The 17,590-nt window shown below is 53.6% G+C and carries 15 protein-coding genes and 1 other RNA gene; 14 read left to right on the plus strand and 2 right to left on the minus strand.

The window, feature by feature from the left end; genetic code table 11:
* Positions 1 to 113 precede the first annotated feature (113 nt).
* The 5 genes from NDI45_RS07700 to rnc all read left to right on the plus strand — a co-directional run bounded on the left by NDI45_RS07700 (position 114) and on the right by rnc (position 4,452).
* Complete coding sequence (locus tag NDI45_RS07700; RefSeq protein WP_348246946.1) at positions 114 to 1,955, plus strand: PPC domain-containing protein; 1,842 nt, start codon at positions 114 to 116, stop codon at positions 1,953 to 1,955.
* A 130-nt stretch (positions 1,956 to 2,085) separates the two neighbouring features.
* Positions 2,086 to 2,556: a nitrate reductase associated protein gene (locus tag NDI45_RS07705; RefSeq protein WP_348246947.1), complete on the plus strand. Its 471-nt coding sequence runs from the start codon at positions 2,086 to 2,088 to the stop codon at positions 2,554 to 2,556.
* The gene (locus NDI45_RS07710) at positions 2,553 to 3,245 is read left to right on the plus strand and encodes a hypothetical protein (protein ID WP_348246948.1); all 693 of its coding nucleotides are present in this window, start codon (positions 2,553 to 2,555) and stop codon (positions 3,243 to 3,245) included. The genes NDI45_RS07705 and NDI45_RS07710 overlap by 4 nt, the downstream gene beginning before the upstream one ends.
* Positions 3,246 to 3,293: 48 nt before the next feature.
* Positions 3,294 to 3,693: RNase P RNA component class A (rnpB, locus tag NDI45_RS07715), an RNA gene on the plus strand.
* A gap of 30 nt (positions 3,694 to 3,723) precedes the next feature.
* Positions 3,724 to 4,452: a ribonuclease III gene (gene rnc, locus NDI45_RS07720; RefSeq protein ID WP_348246949.1), complete on the plus strand. Its 729-nt coding sequence runs from the start codon at positions 3,724 to 3,726 to the stop codon at positions 4,450 to 4,452.
* Positions 4,453 to 4,507: 55 nt separating this feature from the next.
* Here rnc and NDI45_RS07725 read toward each other — a convergent pair whose 3' ends face one another.
* Positions 4,508 to 4,978 carry a hypothetical protein gene (locus NDI45_RS07725; RefSeq protein ID WP_190791612.1) on the minus strand — a complete coding sequence of 157 codons (471 nt, stop codon included), beginning with the start codon at positions 4,976 to 4,978 and terminating at the stop codon, positions 4,508 to 4,510.
* Between the two features lie 295 nt (positions 4,979 to 5,273).
* Here NDI45_RS07725 and hetZ point away from each other — a divergent pair, with 295 nt between their 5' ends.
* The 9 genes from hetZ to NDI45_RS07770 all read left to right on the plus strand — a co-directional run bounded on the left by hetZ (position 5,274) and on the right by NDI45_RS07770 (position 13,349).
* The gene (gene hetZ, locus NDI45_RS07730) at positions 5,274 to 6,479 is read left to right on the plus strand and encodes a heterocyst differentiation protein HetZ (protein WP_190791613.1); all 1,206 of its coding nucleotides are present in this window, start codon (positions 5,274 to 5,276) and stop codon (positions 6,477 to 6,479) included.
* Complete coding sequence (locus NDI45_RS07735) at positions 6,472 to 7,617, plus strand: hypothetical protein (RefSeq protein ID WP_190791614.1); 1,146 nt, start codon at positions 6,472 to 6,474, stop codon at positions 7,615 to 7,617. Before hetZ ends, NDI45_RS07735 begins: the two co-directional genes overlap by 8 nt.
* A gap of 121 nt (positions 7,618 to 7,738) precedes the next feature.
* A complete protein-coding gene (locus NDI45_RS07740; protein WP_348246950.1) occupies positions 7,739 to 10,057 on the plus strand; it encodes a transglutaminaseTgpA domain-containing protein in 2,319 nt (772 codons plus the stop codon).
* A 17-nt stretch (positions 10,058 to 10,074) separates the two neighbouring features.
* Positions 10,075 to 10,341: a hypothetical protein gene (locus NDI45_RS07745; protein WP_190791616.1), complete on the plus strand. Its 267-nt coding sequence runs from the start codon at positions 10,075 to 10,077 to the stop codon at positions 10,339 to 10,341.
* A 3-nt stretch (positions 10,342 to 10,344) separates the two neighbouring features.
* A complete protein-coding gene (locus NDI45_RS07750) occupies positions 10,345 to 10,560 on the plus strand; it encodes a DUF3285 domain-containing protein (RefSeq protein ID WP_190791617.1) in 216 nt (71 codons plus the stop codon).
* A gap of 72 nt (positions 10,561 to 10,632) precedes the next feature.
* Positions 10,633 to 11,160, plus strand: a complete 528-nt coding sequence (gene ybeY / locus NDI45_RS07755; protein WP_190791622.1) for an rRNA maturation RNase YbeY — start codon at positions 10,633 to 10,635, stop codon at positions 11,158 to 11,160.
* Between the two features lie 174 nt (positions 11,161 to 11,334).
* Positions 11,335 to 11,808 carry a diacylglycerol kinase family protein gene (locus NDI45_RS07760; RefSeq protein ID WP_190791618.1) on the plus strand — a complete coding sequence of 158 codons (474 nt, stop codon included), beginning with the start codon at positions 11,335 to 11,337 and terminating at the stop codon, positions 11,806 to 11,808.
* Between the two features lie 39 nt (positions 11,809 to 11,847).
* Positions 11,848 to 12,456 (plus strand): aminodeoxychorismate/anthranilate synthase component II, encoded by a 609-nt coding sequence (locus NDI45_RS07765; RefSeq protein WP_190791619.1) that lies wholly within the window; start codon positions 11,848 to 11,850, stop codon positions 12,454 to 12,456.
* 119 nt (positions 12,457 to 12,575) lie between these two features.
* Positions 12,576 to 13,349: an MBL fold metallo-hydrolase gene (locus NDI45_RS07770; protein WP_348246951.1), complete on the plus strand. Its 774-nt coding sequence runs from the start codon at positions 12,576 to 12,578 to the stop codon at positions 13,347 to 13,349.
* Between the two features lie 102 nt (positions 13,350 to 13,451).
* Here NDI45_RS07770 and NDI45_RS07775 read toward each other — a convergent pair whose 3' ends face one another.
* Positions 13,452 to 17,273 carry a response regulator gene (locus NDI45_RS07775; protein ID WP_348246952.1) on the minus strand — a complete coding sequence of 1,274 codons (3,822 nt, stop codon included), beginning with the start codon at positions 17,271 to 17,273 and terminating at the stop codon, positions 13,452 to 13,454.
* Positions 17,274 to 17,590: the final 317 nt, after the last annotated feature.

Genomic DNA, 17,590 nt, shown 5'->3' on the forward strand with positions numbered 1-17,590 from the left:
GCCAGTCATTACTTTCAAACCGCAGACTTGCTTTCCTAAGAGCGAAATCTTTGAGATTTCCGGGCTGGTGAAAGCGAGGTGCTGCTTGCTGCTTAGGTAATTCAGAGAAAGATATGCGATCGAATTTTGCTGCTCAACCTTCCCGGCTGCGCGAAGGGTCTTTGTCGTCTCGTTTATCGTCTGCTGCGGTACTGGCTCAGGATGCGCTTCATTCGGAATCTTTGCGATCGGCTCACCGAACCCAGTCACGATCGAGCAATGGCTTTCGATTTATTCGGCTGGGTGGACTGGAAAGCGGACTGAATATTGAGCCTGTGGATACTTCCCGCCGTAATGGTTTACCCGCTTCGGTTGGAACTGCAACCAGCAATGCAGCAAATTTAGGAAACTTGAGCGGCAATACGCAATTTAAATGGTCGGATGCTGTGGGCGGCAGCAGCAAAAATCACTTCTTTCGGTTTGACCTGTCGCGCAGCAGCCAGATTAAGTTAGAGCTGGGTCAGCTTTCGGGCAATGCTGATCTAAGGCTGCTTAATATTGACAGTAAAGAACTGGGTCGATCGCTGCGGGCAAATCTCAGCAGTGAGTCGATCAATCAGCGTCTCAGTGCCGGGACCTATTACATCCAGGTGTCCACTGATGGAAATACCAGCGTCAACTACTCGCTCAATCTGAACGGCAAAGGCAACACTGCAGACGGTGGCGACGCAATGAGAACGGCTCTGGATGCGGGCAACCTCAACCAGATGAAACGCACCTATCGCAACCGCATTTCGAGCTTTGATGCAGTAGATATGTATCGCGTGAATATCACAGAAACAGCAAGGGTGAATTTCACGCTGAATCGTCTGAGTAATGATGCTGATATCCTATTGCTGAATGCAGCCGGAGATGAAATTGCAGAATCAAGCCGACACGGACGCACCAACGAATCCATCCGGCAACAGCTTAGTGCTGGAACCTATTACGTTAAAGTGAATGCGTTTGATGAAGGACTGACGCGCTATTCGCTAGGAATGTCTACTGAAGTCGTGGCAAGCTCTGGAAATGGCAGTGGAGGGGATTTTGCAAACGGTTCCGGCAGTAATTCTGGCAATGGCTCCAGTAACAGCTCTGTAACTGGAAGTTTAAGCGGTGCAGAAACGATCGCTTCCCCCATCTTTTCCCGCAGTGACCAGGTTTCCGCAACCGACCGCGATGACTTATTTCAGTTCAACCTGACCCAGGCGGGCATCTTTTCCGCAGACTTAACCGGAGCCGCCAATCAAACAGGAATGCGCCTGATCCGCGATGCCAACAACAATGGGACGATCGATGCTGGGGAGGTGCTTTCGACCAAAACCAATTTATCTGCGAGCGTGAGACGCTATCTCGATCGCGGAACTTATTTCTTGCAGGTCGCAGGCGATGGCACTCAAACCATTAATTACAGCTTGAAAACCAACTTCAACGCTGCCGGAAGCGAGTCCGTTGTGCGAATAAACCGCACCAGCAAAACCAGCGCAAACGGCTTGGTCGAACTTCAAGTGGCTTTGACGCGAAACGGGGCGATCGTCGATCAACTGCCTGCGATTTCTGGCGTAGGCAGCCGACAGGCATTCCGCACAGGGGAACTCAGTAAATCTGGCTCAATGGAACCGCTGCCCGAAGGCTATTGGTCGCTCGGCGTTGTGGAGTGGGCAAGCGGCACCAAAGGCGACTACACGCGCAGTTGGGCAGATCCAAACGACGGCTTGGGCCCAGTCTGGATCACGATGAATCCTTTGTTTACTACAGAACGCACTGGCATAGGCTTCCACCTCGACAACAACGCCCCCGTCGGAATGCCCGGAACGGCAGGCTGTATCGGTATTCTCAACAAAACCGATCTTGCTAAATTGGTGAGCTGGTTTGACGATAGCAAAGCCCCGAAACTGGCGATCGTCGATTGGAACTTGGGCACGGTCGAGGTTTGAGGGAACGAGGAAATGAGTTGAGGGGTGGATGAGCAAATGAGCGGAGTGTCAGAAGCCCCTTGATTTAGCGGGGGGAGTACGTCAAACTTACCTGTCATCCCCCTTCATTCCCCTCTTCATGCTCTGCGCCATGCCCGACTCTATATCCGACTTTTTCCAGTTTGAGTCTGATTTTGTCGATTCGCTGCGCTGCATTCCCATGTGTGTGCGCTACAAGCTTGATACCTGCGGGGTGAAATTGAAGCTGCCCCACTGGAATCAGCTCTCCCAGACCGATCGCCAAACACTGGTCGAATTGCCCTGCGAAACCTCCACAGAAATTCAGACCTATCGGTCGCATCTCCAGCAGATGGTTCAGGCGCACTCCGGCGAAACCCCTTCGGATCTGGCGATCGATCCCCATCCCGACTGGCAAAACGCGACGCAAATTCCCGAAAGTGTGAAAGCTCAAGGTGAGTCTGTGGGAGTGCTGCTCGCCCCAGAACAATGGGCAAGTTTAACGCCACTCCAGCGATTTGCCCTGATTAAGCTCAGTCGATCGCAGCACGAAAATAAAAACTTTTTGCCCGCCCTGCGCGAATTTCACCTGGCTTCGTCATGAACCAGACCGATCTGATTATTCTGGCGGTTTATCTGATTAGCATCGCCTATGTGATTTACAGGGCGATCGACTCGCTGGAAGAGCAAACGATCATCCGGTTCGATAAAGCAGCTTTAGCCCAGGAGCTCAGCGAACAGCGAATTGCTGATACACCGCTCAGCCAGTTTCTCGACATCAACTTTAGCTTCAAAGGTCGCTATAACTTTTCAGATCAACCCGCCACCGTGACAGGCATTATTCAAAATAAGTCTGCTACAGCAACGATCGCGATCGACTGGGACAGCAGCTCCATGACAAATTTTGCAGGAAAAGTCCGGCGCGTCATTCACCTCATTCCTGACCTCACGCCCGATAGCCTCTCTGAACCGCAAATTAAAAGCACGATTCCCCCCGGTCGCAGTCTGCAAGCCGTTCTCACACCCGAAGATCTGGTAAAACCCAATGACGATCGCACAACGCTGGTGGCAAAGGGGGCGATCATCGATCTGGCGCAGGTCGAGAAAGCAAATGCCGGACAGTTTGCCCTATTTAGTGAACGCCAAGCCTCACTCAAATTCACAGCGCGGCTATTGTTTCAAATTGTTAACATTGCCGACGGGGCGAAGCGCGAATATTGGGCTTATGTGCCCTGCCAATTCATTATTGAAAAAGCGTCGCTGATGGAATATTTTCCCTGGCTCCCCGACTAACCTATCCCAGTGACAAGCCACAACAAGTAATAGACTGGAATCAAGGGAAGAGGAGGCGAGGCAGTTGCGGGCATTTTGCCTGAGGAAAGTCCGGGCTTCCGAAAGACCAGACTTGCTGGGTAACGCCCAGTGCGCGCAAGCGTGAGGAGAGTGCCACAGAAACATACCGCCAGGACAGTTTAGAACTCAAAATTCTGGATTATTCCTGGTAAGGGTGCAAAGGTGCGGTAAGAGCGCACCAGCAACGTCGAGAGGCGTTGGCTCGGTAAACCCCGGTCGGAAGCAAGGTTGAAGGAGCAAGGGTTGGTCTTTTTCCCGCTCCGGGTAGCGTTCTTGGACGCTGCGAAATCCGCTAGAGGTGTCTGGTAACAGGCATCCCAGATAGATAACTGCTCCTTGGGGCGAATCGTTCCAAGAGACAGAACCCGGCTTATGACCGCCTCTTCCCGATTAATTTTGAAAAAACTGCCTCGGTGCGATGCTTGCTGACCCCCGCCGCCAGAAACAGCTTCAGCAGCTTATTCTCAAACTCGGACTACCCGCAGAGAGTCCCGTCAATTGGGTACTGCTCGATCTGGCCCTTACCGATCCGACTGCTTCTGCCACAGCAAACTATGAGCGGCTGGAGTTTGTAGGCGACGCGGTGGTGAAACTGGCAGCAGGCGAGTTTTTGTACAGGCAATATCCTGACGTTTCCGAAGGCGAACTGTCTGCCATTCGCAGCATTCTAGTGAGCGATCGTCTGCTTGCCCAGATTGCCAAAAGCTACGGGATCGATCGCTATCTGATCCTTTCCCACAGTGCCTTGATCGATCGCATCGGACTGGATACCCGCTTGGCGGCTGCCCTGGAAGCAATTCTTGCCGCCCTGTATCTCAGCACCCAGAATTTGAGTTTGATTCATCCCTGGCTGGACAGCCATCTCCATCAGCTTGGGGAAGTGATTCGCAGCGACCCTGCCCTGCACAACTATAAAGGGGCACTGCAAACCATGACCCAAAGCCAGCATCAGGGCTTACCGGAGTATCGCGTGACGGAGCTAAACCCGGTGCATGGCGACAGCGAGCGATTCGCTGCCGAAGTCTGGATCAACGGTCAATGCTGGGGGCAAGGTCGCGGACAATCCAAAAAGACGGCAGAACAGGCGGCAGCCCAGGAAGCATTTTTTGCCCTCCAGACTCACCTCAGCTCCAATCCTTCTGGGTGATTCCACGCACTGCTTTAATCGAAACTTTATTGCCCTGTGTGAAATTACGCTAGATTCACGCGATGTCGGGTGGTATGTTAGCACCTCTTAGACTCTGTAGGTGCTGTTCAATTAAAATTTGAAGATTTTGTCTGCTTAACTCCATTCCAGATTGCAGATTTGCTGAAGTCTCAAAAAAGACGATGCTATCGATCGGCTTCATTGCTAGCATCTGGAATAGCAAATGAATCACTGGAATCGGTAAAGCAACGAGCTGCGGATCATGGAGTGTACTGGTGTTGGCTTTAGCAGCCTCCAGGCTGGGAAAAGCATATACGACCGTCTTGGTCACTTCTGGCTGAGTCTGGTCGGCAATGGTTATCGTGAGCCACTCCTGCTCAAGGTTCTGTAAAATATAATACTGAGGGTGCTTTAACCGTTCGGCGATGGCTTTCAGGACAGGTGCAACATAATTTACATCGGTTGGCTCTGCTCCATAGCGAGGAGCTTCATCAATTAGTACCTGAATCTGTTCGTCAAGCTTCATACTGGATCGGGGTGTAGCAATCTTATTGAAGGGTGTCCTCCCAGTCTAGACCGCTCTACCACAAGGCGACACAATCAGGCGACGCAACTACCGCATTCTTCCAAGCGGCAAGACAATATCCGGGAGACCCCAATAAAAAGCTCGAAACGAAAAGCTCGAAACGAAAATTTCAAGCTCGGCTTTAAGACCTTATTATCTTGTCCATCAGGGCTGATTCCTGGCAGTTAGGAGTTTTGTATGCTCCCAAAACTGCCTTGGAAACGGATACCTGTTTATCGCATCTCATTACTGCCTTATGCACAAGCTTCAGTGTGCGAACGTTGTGTCGATCTTCCAGCGGGAAAAGCCTAGTAGTTGTGTGGAAGCAATCTTTAAGATTCTGTTCCAGGAACTTCAGCAGTCAACTCGATCGCCCGCAGCTCAATGTCGAGCAGTTGCCGATCGGCTGACCGAAGAAGTTTCCCGCATCTGCTCAGAAAGCCAGCGGATTCAGGCGTCGGGTGAAGTCGAAACCTGGTCTACCACACTGGCAAAGCATCGCCTGAAACAGTGTCTCAAATACTATGACTTGGGGTCACACCGGGGCAGGATCGAGTTACACAGCACGTTGAGCGCGGTAGTTTACCGCTACATCACCCCCCCTCAGGTACAGTCCAGCTATCAGGCACGTCTGACCCTGATCGAAGACTTTTTGCAGGGATTTTATATCGAATCGCTGAATGCCTTCCGGCGCGAAAACCAGTTACCTGCCACCTATCGTCCCCGCACCTTGCTGGAGTTGGCAGAGTATATGGCTTTCACAGAACGGTACGGCAAACGTCGCATTCCCCTTCCAGGTCGCCGCAGCCAGCAGCTCATTATTCTGCGAGCACAAACTTTCTCGCAGCAGCAGCCGCCTGAAACAATGGTGGACATGGAGCAAGCAGCCGAGGGCACGCTCAACGAAAGCGATACTTCGCGCAGCACCGTTTCCATGCCTCAGGTCAGGGAACAAATGGTGGCGCAAGAGCCAGAATTGCAGGAAGATACGCTGCGAAATACGGTGATCGCCGAGCTGATGAATTACCTAGAGGAGCGACAGCAGCAAGACTGCGCCGACTATTTCGCGCTGCGGCTAAAAGATTTACCCACCAGTGAGATCGAGGCGATTTTGGGACTTACTGCCCGTCAGCGAGACTATTTGCAGCAGCGATTTAAATATCACCTGATTCGCTTTGCGCTGTCCCACCAGTGGGAACTTGTGCATCAATGGCTGGAAGCCGACCTGGAGCGCAATTTCGGGCTAACGCCGCAGCAGTGGCAGCAGTTTGCTGATCGCCTCACGCCCCGCCAGCAGGAACTCCTGAGCCGTAAGCAGGCAGGCATGGCAGACGCGTCGATCGCCCAGGCTCTCAGCATTACCCCGACCCAACTGCAAAAACAATGGTCTAAATTACTTGAACAAGCCTGGGAAATTCGCAACAATTTAATATCCGGAGCAGGGACTTCTACCAATGAATAATGAAGCAGAAGCCATACAGCAGTTCGTTGTGTGGCTGTTGCAAACACTAGACCCGGCAAGTGGTGCGCCATCAGGGGATTGGAATCAGGCAGCGGAGCCTGAACAAACCGGGTCAGTGAACCTGCAATTTTCTGCTGAGCCACTCAGTTCTGCTGGCGCGGAGGGCATTCTGAGGAATGCTAATGACCCCAGCGATCGAATCGATCGAACAGGTCAACCGACTTCCAACCCAGAGAACACGAGTATGCCGCTTGATGAGGACCCTTCGCAACTTGCATTCGGAGACATACCTGCTGTGCAACATCGTTTTCACGCGCTGCTGAAGAACAAGCTCAAAACAGAAATTGAGCGCAATCCGCCGCGATTCCCCTGGGAAACTGAGCAGCACGATTACCACTACGACTCTCCATACGATTCTGAATCCTACGCCTACCCTGACGCTGAGCAGCCTCACACGGGAGAGCGATTAAGCTTCCCTGTTCAAGAACCTGTCCCGATCTGGGCTGCTCACCTCAAGACACTCAATTTGCCGATCGCCCTACCCGACTCGGTGCTGCAATCCTTGTTTGAGCAGTGCTGCCATTTAATGCAGTCTTCTCTCCGTGAAGGGCGGCGACTCGTCCAGGCAGTCGAATCGCTGTTTCCCGAAGAAGGAGCAGTGCTGAATGAGCTGGCAGGGATGGTTCTCGCTTCCCCAGTTCGGGGCGGAACCTCGACTGAGCCAAAGCCAGCGATCGCCAACCCAGGCTTTCTCACCGATTACAATCAGGCATCTCGTCCGCAGCAAATGGTGCTGTCGCTGCTAGCAGCCCGCGAGATGTTTGAGGCAATGACGCTCACGCTTTCGCCCCGTGCCGCTATTCGTCGCTCCTGGCTGACCGATGCAGGAGCAATCATGCTGGAGGTGCAGTACCATCCAGAATCCGGTACGGTGCGAATCGATGCCCAGCTTCCCACAGGTGGCACGGTGCGGTTTCAGCAAGCCGCCCTTGAATCGATCGCTTCCTGCACGCAGGCGGGCAATTTGAGCGTTAGTCTCAGCCCGATCTGCATAGAGCAGTCTATGACGCTCACGATTGAGTTAGCAAAATCCGATGCGCCGCTGGTGTTTGCCGTGCGTTTGCCGCTTGAGCCATAGTTCCAATGGCATTACAGTTCGGGTTCTGAAAGTTTGCGGAATCTACCGAATTTTGTTGATCGCTCTCCCGTTCCATGGGCAGGTCTGGTTAGCATAGAAGCGAAAATTGCGATCGCGGTTTATGTCTTCTCCTGCCCGGAAATCTCAAGCCTCTCTCAATCCGATTCTGAAGCTGCCGCTGCTCCGTCAGATTTGGCAGCGGATCGAGTCTCAGCCTTTACCGGAACCAGAAGATTCAATTCCGCTGCGGGTGCTGATCCAGGGGCTTGTTACGGTGGGTATTGTGGCGATCGATGTGGCTGCTGCAGACAGTACCGATGCTCAGGGTTTGAGCCTGTGGGCAGTTCCGGTCAGTGTGGTGGGAGCGGTTTGGAGCCACTATCACCGCCGAAAACGCAATATTCCGGTGAAGTTTTGTATTGCGATCGGGATGCTGGTGGCTCTAGCGATCTTTTTTATGCGGATCTGGGTGGAGCGCAACGATACGCGGATCGCGCTGGCAACGCTGCTGATTCATCTCCAGGTGTTTCACAGCTTTGATACGCCCCGTCGGAAGGATTTGGGCTATTCAGCAGTGATCGGACTGATTTTGATTGGGGTCGCGGCGACCCTGAGCCAAACGCTGGCATTTGCGCCTGTGCTGCTGCTGTTTCTGGGGCTGGCGGTTCCGGTGCTGATCCTCAACTATCGATCGCAAATCGGCTTGGTAACTCCCACGCTGAATCGAGTTCGGGCGGATCTGGCTCCAAAACGCATGGGATGGGTGCTGCTGGCAGTACTGGGTTTGGGACTGGGAATTTTTCTGTTGCTGCCGCGCTTTCCCGGCTATCAAATTCGCACATTTCCGGTGAGTGCGCCGATCTCGCTTCAAGAAGAGTTCAAGCAGAGCCAAATTATCAATTCCGGCTATGTGCAGCCCGGACGATCGCCAGAAGCAGGAGAAGAAAAAGGAAATAACGGGTCAGGCGGACTGGCTCCCACCGAAGGCGCAGGCACAGTTAACCCCCAGTCTTATTACGGCTTCAATTCCAAAATCAATCAAAATCTGCGCGGCATGATGCAGCCGCAGGTGGTAATGCGAATTCGATCGCAGGCTCCGGGCTTCTGGCGGGTGCTGGCGTTTGATCGCTATAGCGGGCAGGGCTGGGAAATTTCGCGCAATCAAGACGCAGACATCCAGCAGGTCGAGCGTCCGAGCTGGACGTTTCGTTTTAACTTGCCGTGGTCAGTGACGCTAAATCGGACTCGGGAAGTGGTGCAGTCCTACACGGTGGTTGCCGATCTGCCCAATTTGATTCCGGCACTGTATGAAGTGAAAGAACTGTACTTTCCGACCAATCAAGTTGCGATCGATCGAGAAAGTGGACTGCGATCGCCCGTTCCCTTATCTGAAGGGCTGACTTACACCGTTATTTCAGCCGTGCCTTATCGCGATCGAACTCGGCTGCAGTCGGCACCTGGGAACTATCCCGGCGAACTAGAAAACTATATGCAGCTCCCTGCGGCTGTAGCCAGGCAAATTCGTCAAGAAACAGAGGCAATTCTGGCACGATCGCCAAAACCCTTAACCGCTTCCTACGAAAAGACGCTGTTCCTGACGCAGTATCTCAAGCAAAACTACCGCATTCAGCCGGATTTGCCGTTTCTGGCGGATGGGGAAGATCTAGCAGAAGCCTTTTTATTCAAGTACGAGGGCGGCTATCCCGATCACTTTGCGACAACGCTAACAGTGATGCTGCGATCGATCGGCATTCCGGCTCGATTAGTGGTGGGCTTTTCTCCGGGAAAATTCAATCCCTTGACCGGATACTATGTGGTTCGCAACACCGATGCTCACGCCATGACCGAAGTGTATTTTCACAAATTCGGCTGGTTCAGCTTTGACCCGATTCCCGGACATCCGCTGGTTCCGCCATCGATCGAAGAATCCAGCGTGTTTGGCGTGTTGCAGCAGTTCTGGAACTGGATCGCCGGATGGCTACCTTCGCCGCTCACAGGCTGGCTCAACGGTGTTTTTGAATGGTTCATGAGAATTGCTGGATGGGCGATCGGCTGGATGATGGGACTATTTACGCAAGGCTGGCTTGGGTTATTGCTGGGTGCAGGACTCCTGACCGGACTTGGTTTTCTGGGTTGGCTACTCTGGCAGGGCTGGCAGCAGTGGCGATATCAACGCTGGCTCAAGCGTTTGCCGCCGATGGAAGCAATTTATCAGCAAATGCTGCGCTGGCTCGACCATCAGGGATTTCGCAAGCCGATCGCCCAAACGCCCCTAGAATATGCTCACGCCTGCCACAGCCGCTATTCGCTCGACCGGGCAAAAGCGATCGAAGAAATTACCGAGGCTTATGTGTGCTGGCGATACGGTGGAGAAACTCCTAATTTGCCTTATCTCAAGCAGTGTCTCCGACAGATGCAGCGTAAATTGGGGCGACCCTAATCCTCAAGCGATCGCTGATGTCGCCAAGTGACTCAAGCCAGCAAACCGGGTTTAACTCGTTCTCCCACGGCTCTGGTTTCAGCAGGTTTGACCGCAAAGCGATCGGCATGAAGCAGCGATCGTCGGTAAGCTATAATTCACGCAGGAAGCCACTTCCAGTAATAAAGCCTCTACTCGTAACGGATGACCCTATCTTCCGGTCTGCGAAGGAGCGACTAGCCTACCTGCAAAGCGGTAAGCAGCAACGAGACAATAAACCTGTCGATGCCGACAAAGCGGCTTGAGTTATGAATCAGCCTTCTGAAGTTAATGCCAGCGTTCATTCCCCCGCTAACACCGAAGATAGCGCGGCAGCAGTTCCGGCAATAAAGCCACAGCCAAGCTATGTGAAGCTGGCAATGCGAAACATGGTGCGAAAGCGGGGCACATCGATTTATCACTTTGCCCTGACAACGGTCGGCTTACTGACCGTGCTGGTCGGTCTTGCCTATCTAACGCGCTAGGAGCAGCGCATGACGGAAAATTTATCCAGCAGCTCCCCAGATGAAGCAGTTTTAGGAAGCATGGGAGGGGAGATGGCGATCGAAGTGAGCGTTCAGGATGCTTATTTTGACGATGAAACGGCTCCCATTGCCGAATTAACTTGGGAGAAATGGTTTTCGCAGTGGCTCAGTTGCCTCCAGGCAGATCTACCGCCCCGGTTTGCCTATGAGCTGAGCCTGCGCCTGACGGATGATGCCGAAATTCAGACCTTAAACGCGCAATATCGCCAGAAAGATCAGCCGACTGATGTACTGGCATTTGCTGCGCTGGAGGTAGACTATCCCCAATCAGAAGAGATGCAGGCAGCGATGCCGCTCTACCTTGGGGACATTATTATTTCAGTCGAGACGGCAGCCGCACAAGCACAAGAGCGAGGACATTCTCTTGCTTACGAATTGTCGTGGCTAGCCGCTCACGGGCTGTTGCATCTAGTAGGGTGGGATCACCCCGATGAGGAAAGCCTTCAGCAAATGCTCGACCAGCAGGACACTCTGCTTCAAAGGGTGCAGATTACCCCAGAGTGGCAGGGAAAAGCCCAGGAAAAAACAGCCCGATCGTGAAGATTTAGCTCAAGCCCAGTTGGGGGGATGCCATCCTGCAGCGAGATCGATTACCGTCAAACCATTCGCTCAGCCCATGCATGGGAAAACTTGTGGATATGCGTCCCTGATTACACTGCAAATGCTTCTTCTGACCTACGCTATTCTTGACACGCTCATTGCCCAGCCGCCTTTATGACTCAAAACCTATCTACCGAAGCTCCACCCCGTCAATCGGTGAAACCTTCCCCGAACCGATCGCTTTCCTGGCGGGTGGCATCCAACTTGTTTGTGAGTTTTCGCTATGCCTGGGCGGGCTTGAGCTATACCTTTCAAACGCAGCGCAACTTTCGGATTCACCTGGCAATGGGCACGGTCGCGCTCCTGCTCAGCATTCTCCTGGGTTTGAGCCGGGTTGAAATTGCAATCATTGGCTTGACGAGCGGCGTGGTGTTGACGATGGAGCTGCTGAATACGGCGATCGAATCCGTGGTAGATCTCACTGTCAGACAGACCTATCACGAACTCGCTAAGATTGCTAAAGACTGTGCGGCAGGTGCAGTTCTAGTTTCCGCGCTTGCGGCAGTCATTGTGGCAGGATCGCTGCTGTTGCCCCCGCTGCTGGAAGTGGTGCGATCGACCATCTCCCTCCCCGAATTCCCTAATTAATTTTCTAATTCCCTATTCCCCCTCGCTTCTCGATTTACCATGCTTCTTGTAATCGATAATTACGACAGCTTTACCTACAACCTGGTGCAGTATCTGGGAGAACTGGGGGCAGAACATCTGGTCGCCGCCGACATTCGGGTGTATCGCAACGACAAAATTTCCCTGGCAGAAATCGAGCAGCTTCAGCCAGACGGCATTGTGATTTCGCCGGGTCCGGGTCGCCCTGAAGACTCAGGCGTATCGCTAGAGGTGATTCGGGTTTTGGGTTCTAAGCTGCCTGTGCTGGGCGTGTGCCTGGGTCATCAGGGGATTGGCTATGTGCATCATGGCAAGATTACCGCTGCCCCGGAACTGATGCATGGCAAAACCTCCCCGGTCTATCACACGGGCGTTGGCGTGTTTGAGGGACTGGAGAATCCCTTTACCGCTACGCGCTACCACAGCCTGATTATCGATCGCACCACCTGCCCGCCAGAGCTAGAAATCACTGCATGGGTCGAAGACGGAACGATCATGGGAGTGCGCCATCGTGACTATCCTCATCTGCAAGGCGTGCAGTTTCACCCGGAAAGCGTGCTGACTGGATCGGGCAAGGCTCTGCTAAAGAATTTCCTCAAATCGATCGATCGGGTCGCGGTGGGGGTATAGCAATTCCGCTATCGCGGAAACTGGTTCACATCGGTTTCCGTCTGGGAGCTCGCTGTGGTTAAATGGCTTGCAGGGATTTGCCCGTCAGCAGCCCCAGCGCGTTTTGGAGTGAGGAATTTATGAAGCGACGACAGTTTATACAGTCTGCGGCTGCAGGGTTGGCGACGGCAGGGCTGGGGGCGATCGGGAAAGTTTCACCGGGGCTAGCTCAGGGGGCAGAGAGTTTATCGGTTCGGTGGCTGGGCCATAGCTGCTTTTTGTTCAGCGGGACCGGGCTGCGAATTCTGGTCAATCCATTTCGTCCGATCGGTTGTACGGCGGGCTACCGTGCTCCGCAAGTGGAGGCGGATCTGGTGCTGATTAGTAGCCGTCTGCTAGATGAAGGGGTCGTCGATGGGCTGCCCGGAAACCCGCGTGTGCTGTTTGAACCGGGCGTATTTGAGTTTCGCGGACTTCAGCTTCAGGGCATTCGGACACCGCACGATGATTTAGGCGGCAGACGCTTTGGCACGAACGTGGTGTGGCGATGGCGACAGGGCGGGGTAAATGTGCTGCACTTGGGCGGCGCGGCGGCTCCGATTACCACCGAACAGCAAATTCTTATGGGTCGTCCCGATGTGGCAATGGTTCCGATCGGCAATGGTCCTAAAGTGTTTACCCCCGAAGAGGCGCAGGCGGCGATTCAGCGGCTTAACCCCAAAATTGTGATTCCCACCCAGTATCGGACGCAGGCAGCGGATGCGGCAAACTGCGATATTCTGCCGATCGACAATTTCCTGAACTTGGTTCAGGGTGCAACGGTGCGACGGGTCGGCAGTGACAGCGTGACGCTGCGATCGGGCAATTTACCCGCAGAAGGAACCGAGATTCAGGTTTTGAGCTATGCGTTTTGAGTCGTCAGATTCGATCGCCCACTGCTGATCTTTGGCAGTAGGCAAAGGCACTCAGAACGATCGCCGGAAGGGGTTGCTCTGGCTGAGGCTGCCTTGCCTACGTCATGAATTGAACCCAGAATGCTTGATTAAAGCCTGAATGGTGCTGACTAATTGCTCAGGCTCGAGGGGTTTGGTGAGATACTCCTGAAAACCTGCTCGAAAGGCTGCCTCACGCCGCGTGTAGCTGGCATAAGCAGTCAGGGCGATCGCCGGAATTTGTCCTTCGGGATAGATCGAGCGCACCTGTTGCAGTAGCCCGTAGCCATCTTGCTGGGGCATGGCAATATCGCTGAGCAAAATCTGCGGCTTAAACTGCGGCAGTTTCTCAAGTGCAGTCGTCGCACTACTCGCTGTTTCCACGATCGCGCCGTACTCCTCTAGGGCAAAGGTGGTTAAGTCCAGCATATCGGGCTGGTCATCCACCAGCAGCACCCGCACACCCGCCAGCGACCCATCAGAAGCAAGAGGGACTTGCTCCAGGCTTTGTTCTGCTCCTAGATCGTTCTCACGTTTCAGAAGCGGCAGCCTCACAACAAACGTTGTCCCCTGCCCTTTTCCACCGCTGGCGACCGTGACCGTACCACCGTGCAGCTCGACCAGATATTTGACGATCGCCAAACCCAAGCCTAGCCCTTCTTTCGCGTTCACATTCTGCGAATCCTGACAGAATCGCTGAAACACTTGAGGCAGGAAGTCGGGGGCGATGCCAATGCCTGTGTCAGTGATGGTGATTTGGGCGTAGGAGTGAGGAAGCGAGGGGGTGAGGGGTAAGGCGTTAGCAGAGGTTTGATCGGCAATGTTGCTTGCTGCACGACTGTTCGTCTCTTCATGCCTGTTCCCAACCTGCTCTAATCTCACTTCAACGCTGCCTCCTTGTGGAGTGAATTTGATCGCGTTAGTTAACAGGTTGAGGACAATTTGCTGGAGGCGGTTGAAGTCGCCGGAGATGGGGGCAGTTTTGTCGAGCTGCATTTTGAGCTGGAGCAGTTTGGTTTCAGCCAGGGGGTGGACGGTTTCGATCGCAGCTTCCATCACTTCGAGCAGATTGACCGATGCCAGCGTTAGTTTGAGTGTGCCGCGCACCATGCGGGAGACATCGAGCAGGTCTTCGACAAGTTGGACTTGCGCCTGGGTATTGCGGGCGATCGTCTCCAAGGCTTTAGCGGTTGTTGCGGGGTCGAGACGGCGCGTTTGCATTAGTTTTGCCCAGCCTAAAATTGCGTTGAGCGGCGATCGCAGTTCGTGGGCAACGAGGGCGACAAATTCGTCTTTGCTGCGGTTTGCGGCTTCGGCTTCTGCCAGCAGTCGATCGCGTTCAAGTTCAGCTCGTTTGCGTTCATCCTCGACGCGCTTGCGCCCGGTAATTTCCTGCACCATGATGTTGATGCCGAGCACTCGCCCTGCTGCTGCGATTAGTGGGTAGTAGCTGACCAGCCAATGGCGCTCGATTCCCGGCTGTGCTGGGGTTGTGCCCTGAACTTCAACATCTAGAACCGGGACACCCGTTTGCAGTACTTGTTCAAAAATTGGCTCCTGAACTTCTGCCAATTCTGGTAAAAGTTCTCGAATAGTTCGCCCCAAATGGTCAGAAACCGACAGCCCATTCATTTCTGCCAATCGCTCATTAAGCTGCACAAACCGCCGCTCCCGGTCTAAAAAGCACAGTCCGATCGGGGCAGTCGCATAAATGGCTTCAATCTGGGCGAGCTGCGCTTGAACGGTTGCTTCAGCCCGTTTGCGTTCGGTGATGTCGATCGCTGCCAGAATACCGTAATCAGGACGAGGAGGCTGAGTCGATCGATCAAAGAAGACCTGTTTGCGAATGCTCAACCAGCGCACTTCCCCGGTTTGCCAAAGGACGCGATGCTCGTGGGCGAGATAGCCTTTCCCTGCCGGATCAAGCACTTGCTGCATCATTTCCAGCAGTTCTCTGCGTTCTCTGGGGTGGAAGACGGCATACAGTCGATCGATACTCACTACGAGGTCGTCGGCGATTAGAGTCTCTTCAGCAGGAATGCCAAACATGGCTGACGCTTCGGAAGAGAGCCTGGCGCGATCGGTCGCGTAGTCAAATCGAACGAGGGCAACCCCTGCCACCTGCACCCCGAGCTGTAACTGCTCCTCAGACTGGTGCAGACGTTGTTCAGTGAGTTTGCGTTTGTGAATCGCTCTGGTGCTGCCGACGATCCGAACGGGTTGCCCAGAATCGTCTTTGAGAACCGTGCCCCAGTCCTCGACCCAGAGGTAATGCCCGTTTTTGTGCAGGACACGGTATTCATTGCAGTAGCGACCCAGCTTTGCCAGGTCTGAAAACACGCTTTCATCGTTTTTCTTGGGGCGATCGTCCGGGTGGATCAGGTCAAGCCACCACTCAGGAGACGGATCAGCCTCTTCCAGCAGATATCCGGTGACTTCGTAGAGTCCCTGGGTACGCTCGACGCGATTGCGCTGTAAATCCCAGTCATAAATCAGGCAATTGACTGCCGCCGCCGCTAGCTCAAAGCGATCGTGGCTTTGCTGAAGGGCAGATTCTGCTCGCTGGCGTTCTGTCAGTTCTGCCCGTGCCTGCTCGTACAGCTCTGCCTGTTTTAGCGCAATGCCAAGCTGGGCGGCAATTTGCCGGAGCAGATCAATTTCGACGGGCTGCCATTGACGCGGACAGGCGCACTGACTCAGCACCAGCAAGCCCCAGAGCTGCTCTCCCTGCAAAATTGGCACAATCAGATTTGCCCGGATCTGAAACTGCGCCAGCATTTCAACATGACAGTCGGTTAGCCCTGCGGTGTAGATATCTTCGACCACCTGAATTCTGCCCTGGCGATAGTCTTCACCGTGGGTTTCGAGGAAGTAGGTATCTTGTACGCGGGCATCGATCGCCGCAGGCAGCCCATCGCTGACCGACTCCACCACGATCGTGCCACTAAAGTCGGGGTTAAAGCGATAAATAAAGGCGCGATCGCTGCTGAGAAACTCGCGAACTTCAGTAACTGCCGTATGCAGCACGTCCTTCAGATCCAGCGATTGGCGAATTTGCTGCGTGATTTGATGGACAATTTGCTCTCGCTCAAGCTGCTGCTGCCGCTCCAGTTCTGCCTGTTTTCGAGCAGTGACATCGCGCCAGGAGGCAACAAAGCCATCATTGAATTTGCTGGCACGGATATCAAAGGCACGATACAGCAACGGTGTGCCAAAGCCATCGATGTAGATCGGTTCTTCTTTGACGAGCGGTTCTCCGGTTTCCACGACGCGACAATACTGGTCAAACTGCCCCGTTTCTCGAGTGGCGGGCAGCACTTCACCCAGTTTTACATTGATGCCTGCGGTAGTCATTTGATGGTTTTGCAAAGCAGCGGCATTCAGATAACTAATCTGAAAATCAAGGATCTGCCCCCCGCTGTCTCGAATGGCTGAAAAGATGCCAAAGCAGTCGAGCATATTTTCGATCGACACCCGAAACCGATCGTCACTCTCGCGCAGTTGGAGCCGCAGTCGGGCATTTTCGATCGCGCTTCGCACCGTGAGCCGCAGCAGATCGGGCGTGAGCCGACGCTTCACCAGATAATCTTCCGCCCCCAGCTTGAGTGCCTGCACCGCAATACTTTCATCGCCTTGTCCGGTGACAATCACCACAGGCGGACTGTCTTCGCTATTTTGGGCATGCAGGGCTTGCAGAAACTCCAGCCCATCGCAATCGGGCAGCAAATAGTCCAGCAAAATTGCGTCGATTGATTCGGTACGGCACAACTCCAACCCCTCCATTGCCGTATCCACTTCTAGCAAACGATAGCCGCAGCTTGTATCGGTAAGCAGAGAGCGGCGATAGAGTTCTCGGTCTGGCAGAAAGTTTTCAACAATGAGGACGGTGCAGGGGGGGACTGCCATAGAGATTTTCCGGGAAAAGATTAAGTCACGATCGGGTCTAAAGCATCTGCCACGGGTGGTTTAAGGCGGGTCGAAATCAGGACACAGGACTCCTTGGCGGCGATCGGGAAGACAGCGACAAAACCCATTCAGCAACTGAGCTGTTGATTTAGTAGACTATGCGAATTGATGTAGATTTCGCGAATTCATCATCTAATTCATCATTCTGTCAATCCTGGTTCTACTCATCCCATCGGTTCCCAAAACAGCGGAACAATCATTCTTCTAAGATGAGAATACACCCCAAGGATGAGTCGCTAATATTCCTTGAGTAATAA

The sequence above is a fragment of the Leptolyngbya sp. GB1-A1 genome (assembly GCF_039962475.1).
In the GTDB taxonomy this organism is placed as follows: Bacteria; Cyanobacteriota; Cyanobacteriia; order Elainellales; family Elainellaceae; genus Leptolyngbya_A.

Bases quoted from the DNA above. Each gene is read 5' to 3' on its own strand.
- NDI45_RS07700 (WP_348246946.1), top strand. From the start codon at position 114: ATGCGATCGAATTTTGCTGCTCAACCTTCCCGGCTGCGCGAAGGGTCT.
- NDI45_RS07705 (WP_348246947.1), top strand. From the start codon at position 2,086: ATGCCCGACTCTATATCCGACTTTTTCCAGTTTGAGTCTGATTTTGTC.
- NDI45_RS07710 (WP_348246948.1), top strand. From the start codon at position 2,553: ATGAACCAGACCGATCTGATTATTCTGGCGGTTTATCTGATTAGCATC.
- rnc (WP_348246949.1), top strand. From the start codon at position 3,724: ATGCTTGCTGACCCCCGCCGCCAGAAACAGCTTCAGCAGCTTATTCTC.
- NDI45_RS07725 (WP_190791612.1), bottom strand. From the start codon at position 4,978: ATGAAGCTTGACGAACAGATTCAGGTACTAATTGATGAAGCTCCTCGC.
- hetZ (WP_190791613.1), top strand. From the start codon at position 5,274: ATGCACAAGCTTCAGTGTGCGAACGTTGTGTCGATCTTCCAGCGGGAA.
- NDI45_RS07735 (WP_190791614.1), top strand. From the start codon at position 6,472: ATGAATAATGAAGCAGAAGCCATACAGCAGTTCGTTGTGTGGCTGTTG.
- NDI45_RS07740 (WP_348246950.1), top strand. From the start codon at position 7,739: ATGTCTTCTCCTGCCCGGAAATCTCAAGCCTCTCTCAATCCGATTCTG.
- NDI45_RS07745 (WP_190791616.1), top strand. From the start codon at position 10,075: ATGTCGCCAAGTGACTCAAGCCAGCAAACCGGGTTTAACTCGTTCTCC.
- NDI45_RS07750 (WP_190791617.1), top strand. From the start codon at position 10,345: ATGAATCAGCCTTCTGAAGTTAATGCCAGCGTTCATTCCCCCGCTAAC.
- ybeY (WP_190791622.1), top strand. From the start codon at position 10,633: ATGGCGATCGAAGTGAGCGTTCAGGATGCTTATTTTGACGATGAAACG.
- NDI45_RS07760 (WP_190791618.1), top strand. From the start codon at position 11,335: ATGACTCAAAACCTATCTACCGAAGCTCCACCCCGTCAATCGGTGAAA.
- NDI45_RS07765 (WP_190791619.1), top strand. From the start codon at position 11,848: ATGCTTCTTGTAATCGATAATTACGACAGCTTTACCTACAACCTGGTG.
- NDI45_RS07770 (WP_348246951.1), top strand. From the start codon at position 12,576: ATGAAGCGACGACAGTTTATACAGTCTGCGGCTGCAGGGTTGGCGACG.
- NDI45_RS07775 (WP_348246952.1), bottom strand. From the start codon at position 17,273: ATGGCAGTCCCCCCCTGCACCGTCCTCATTGTTGAAAACTTTCTGCCA.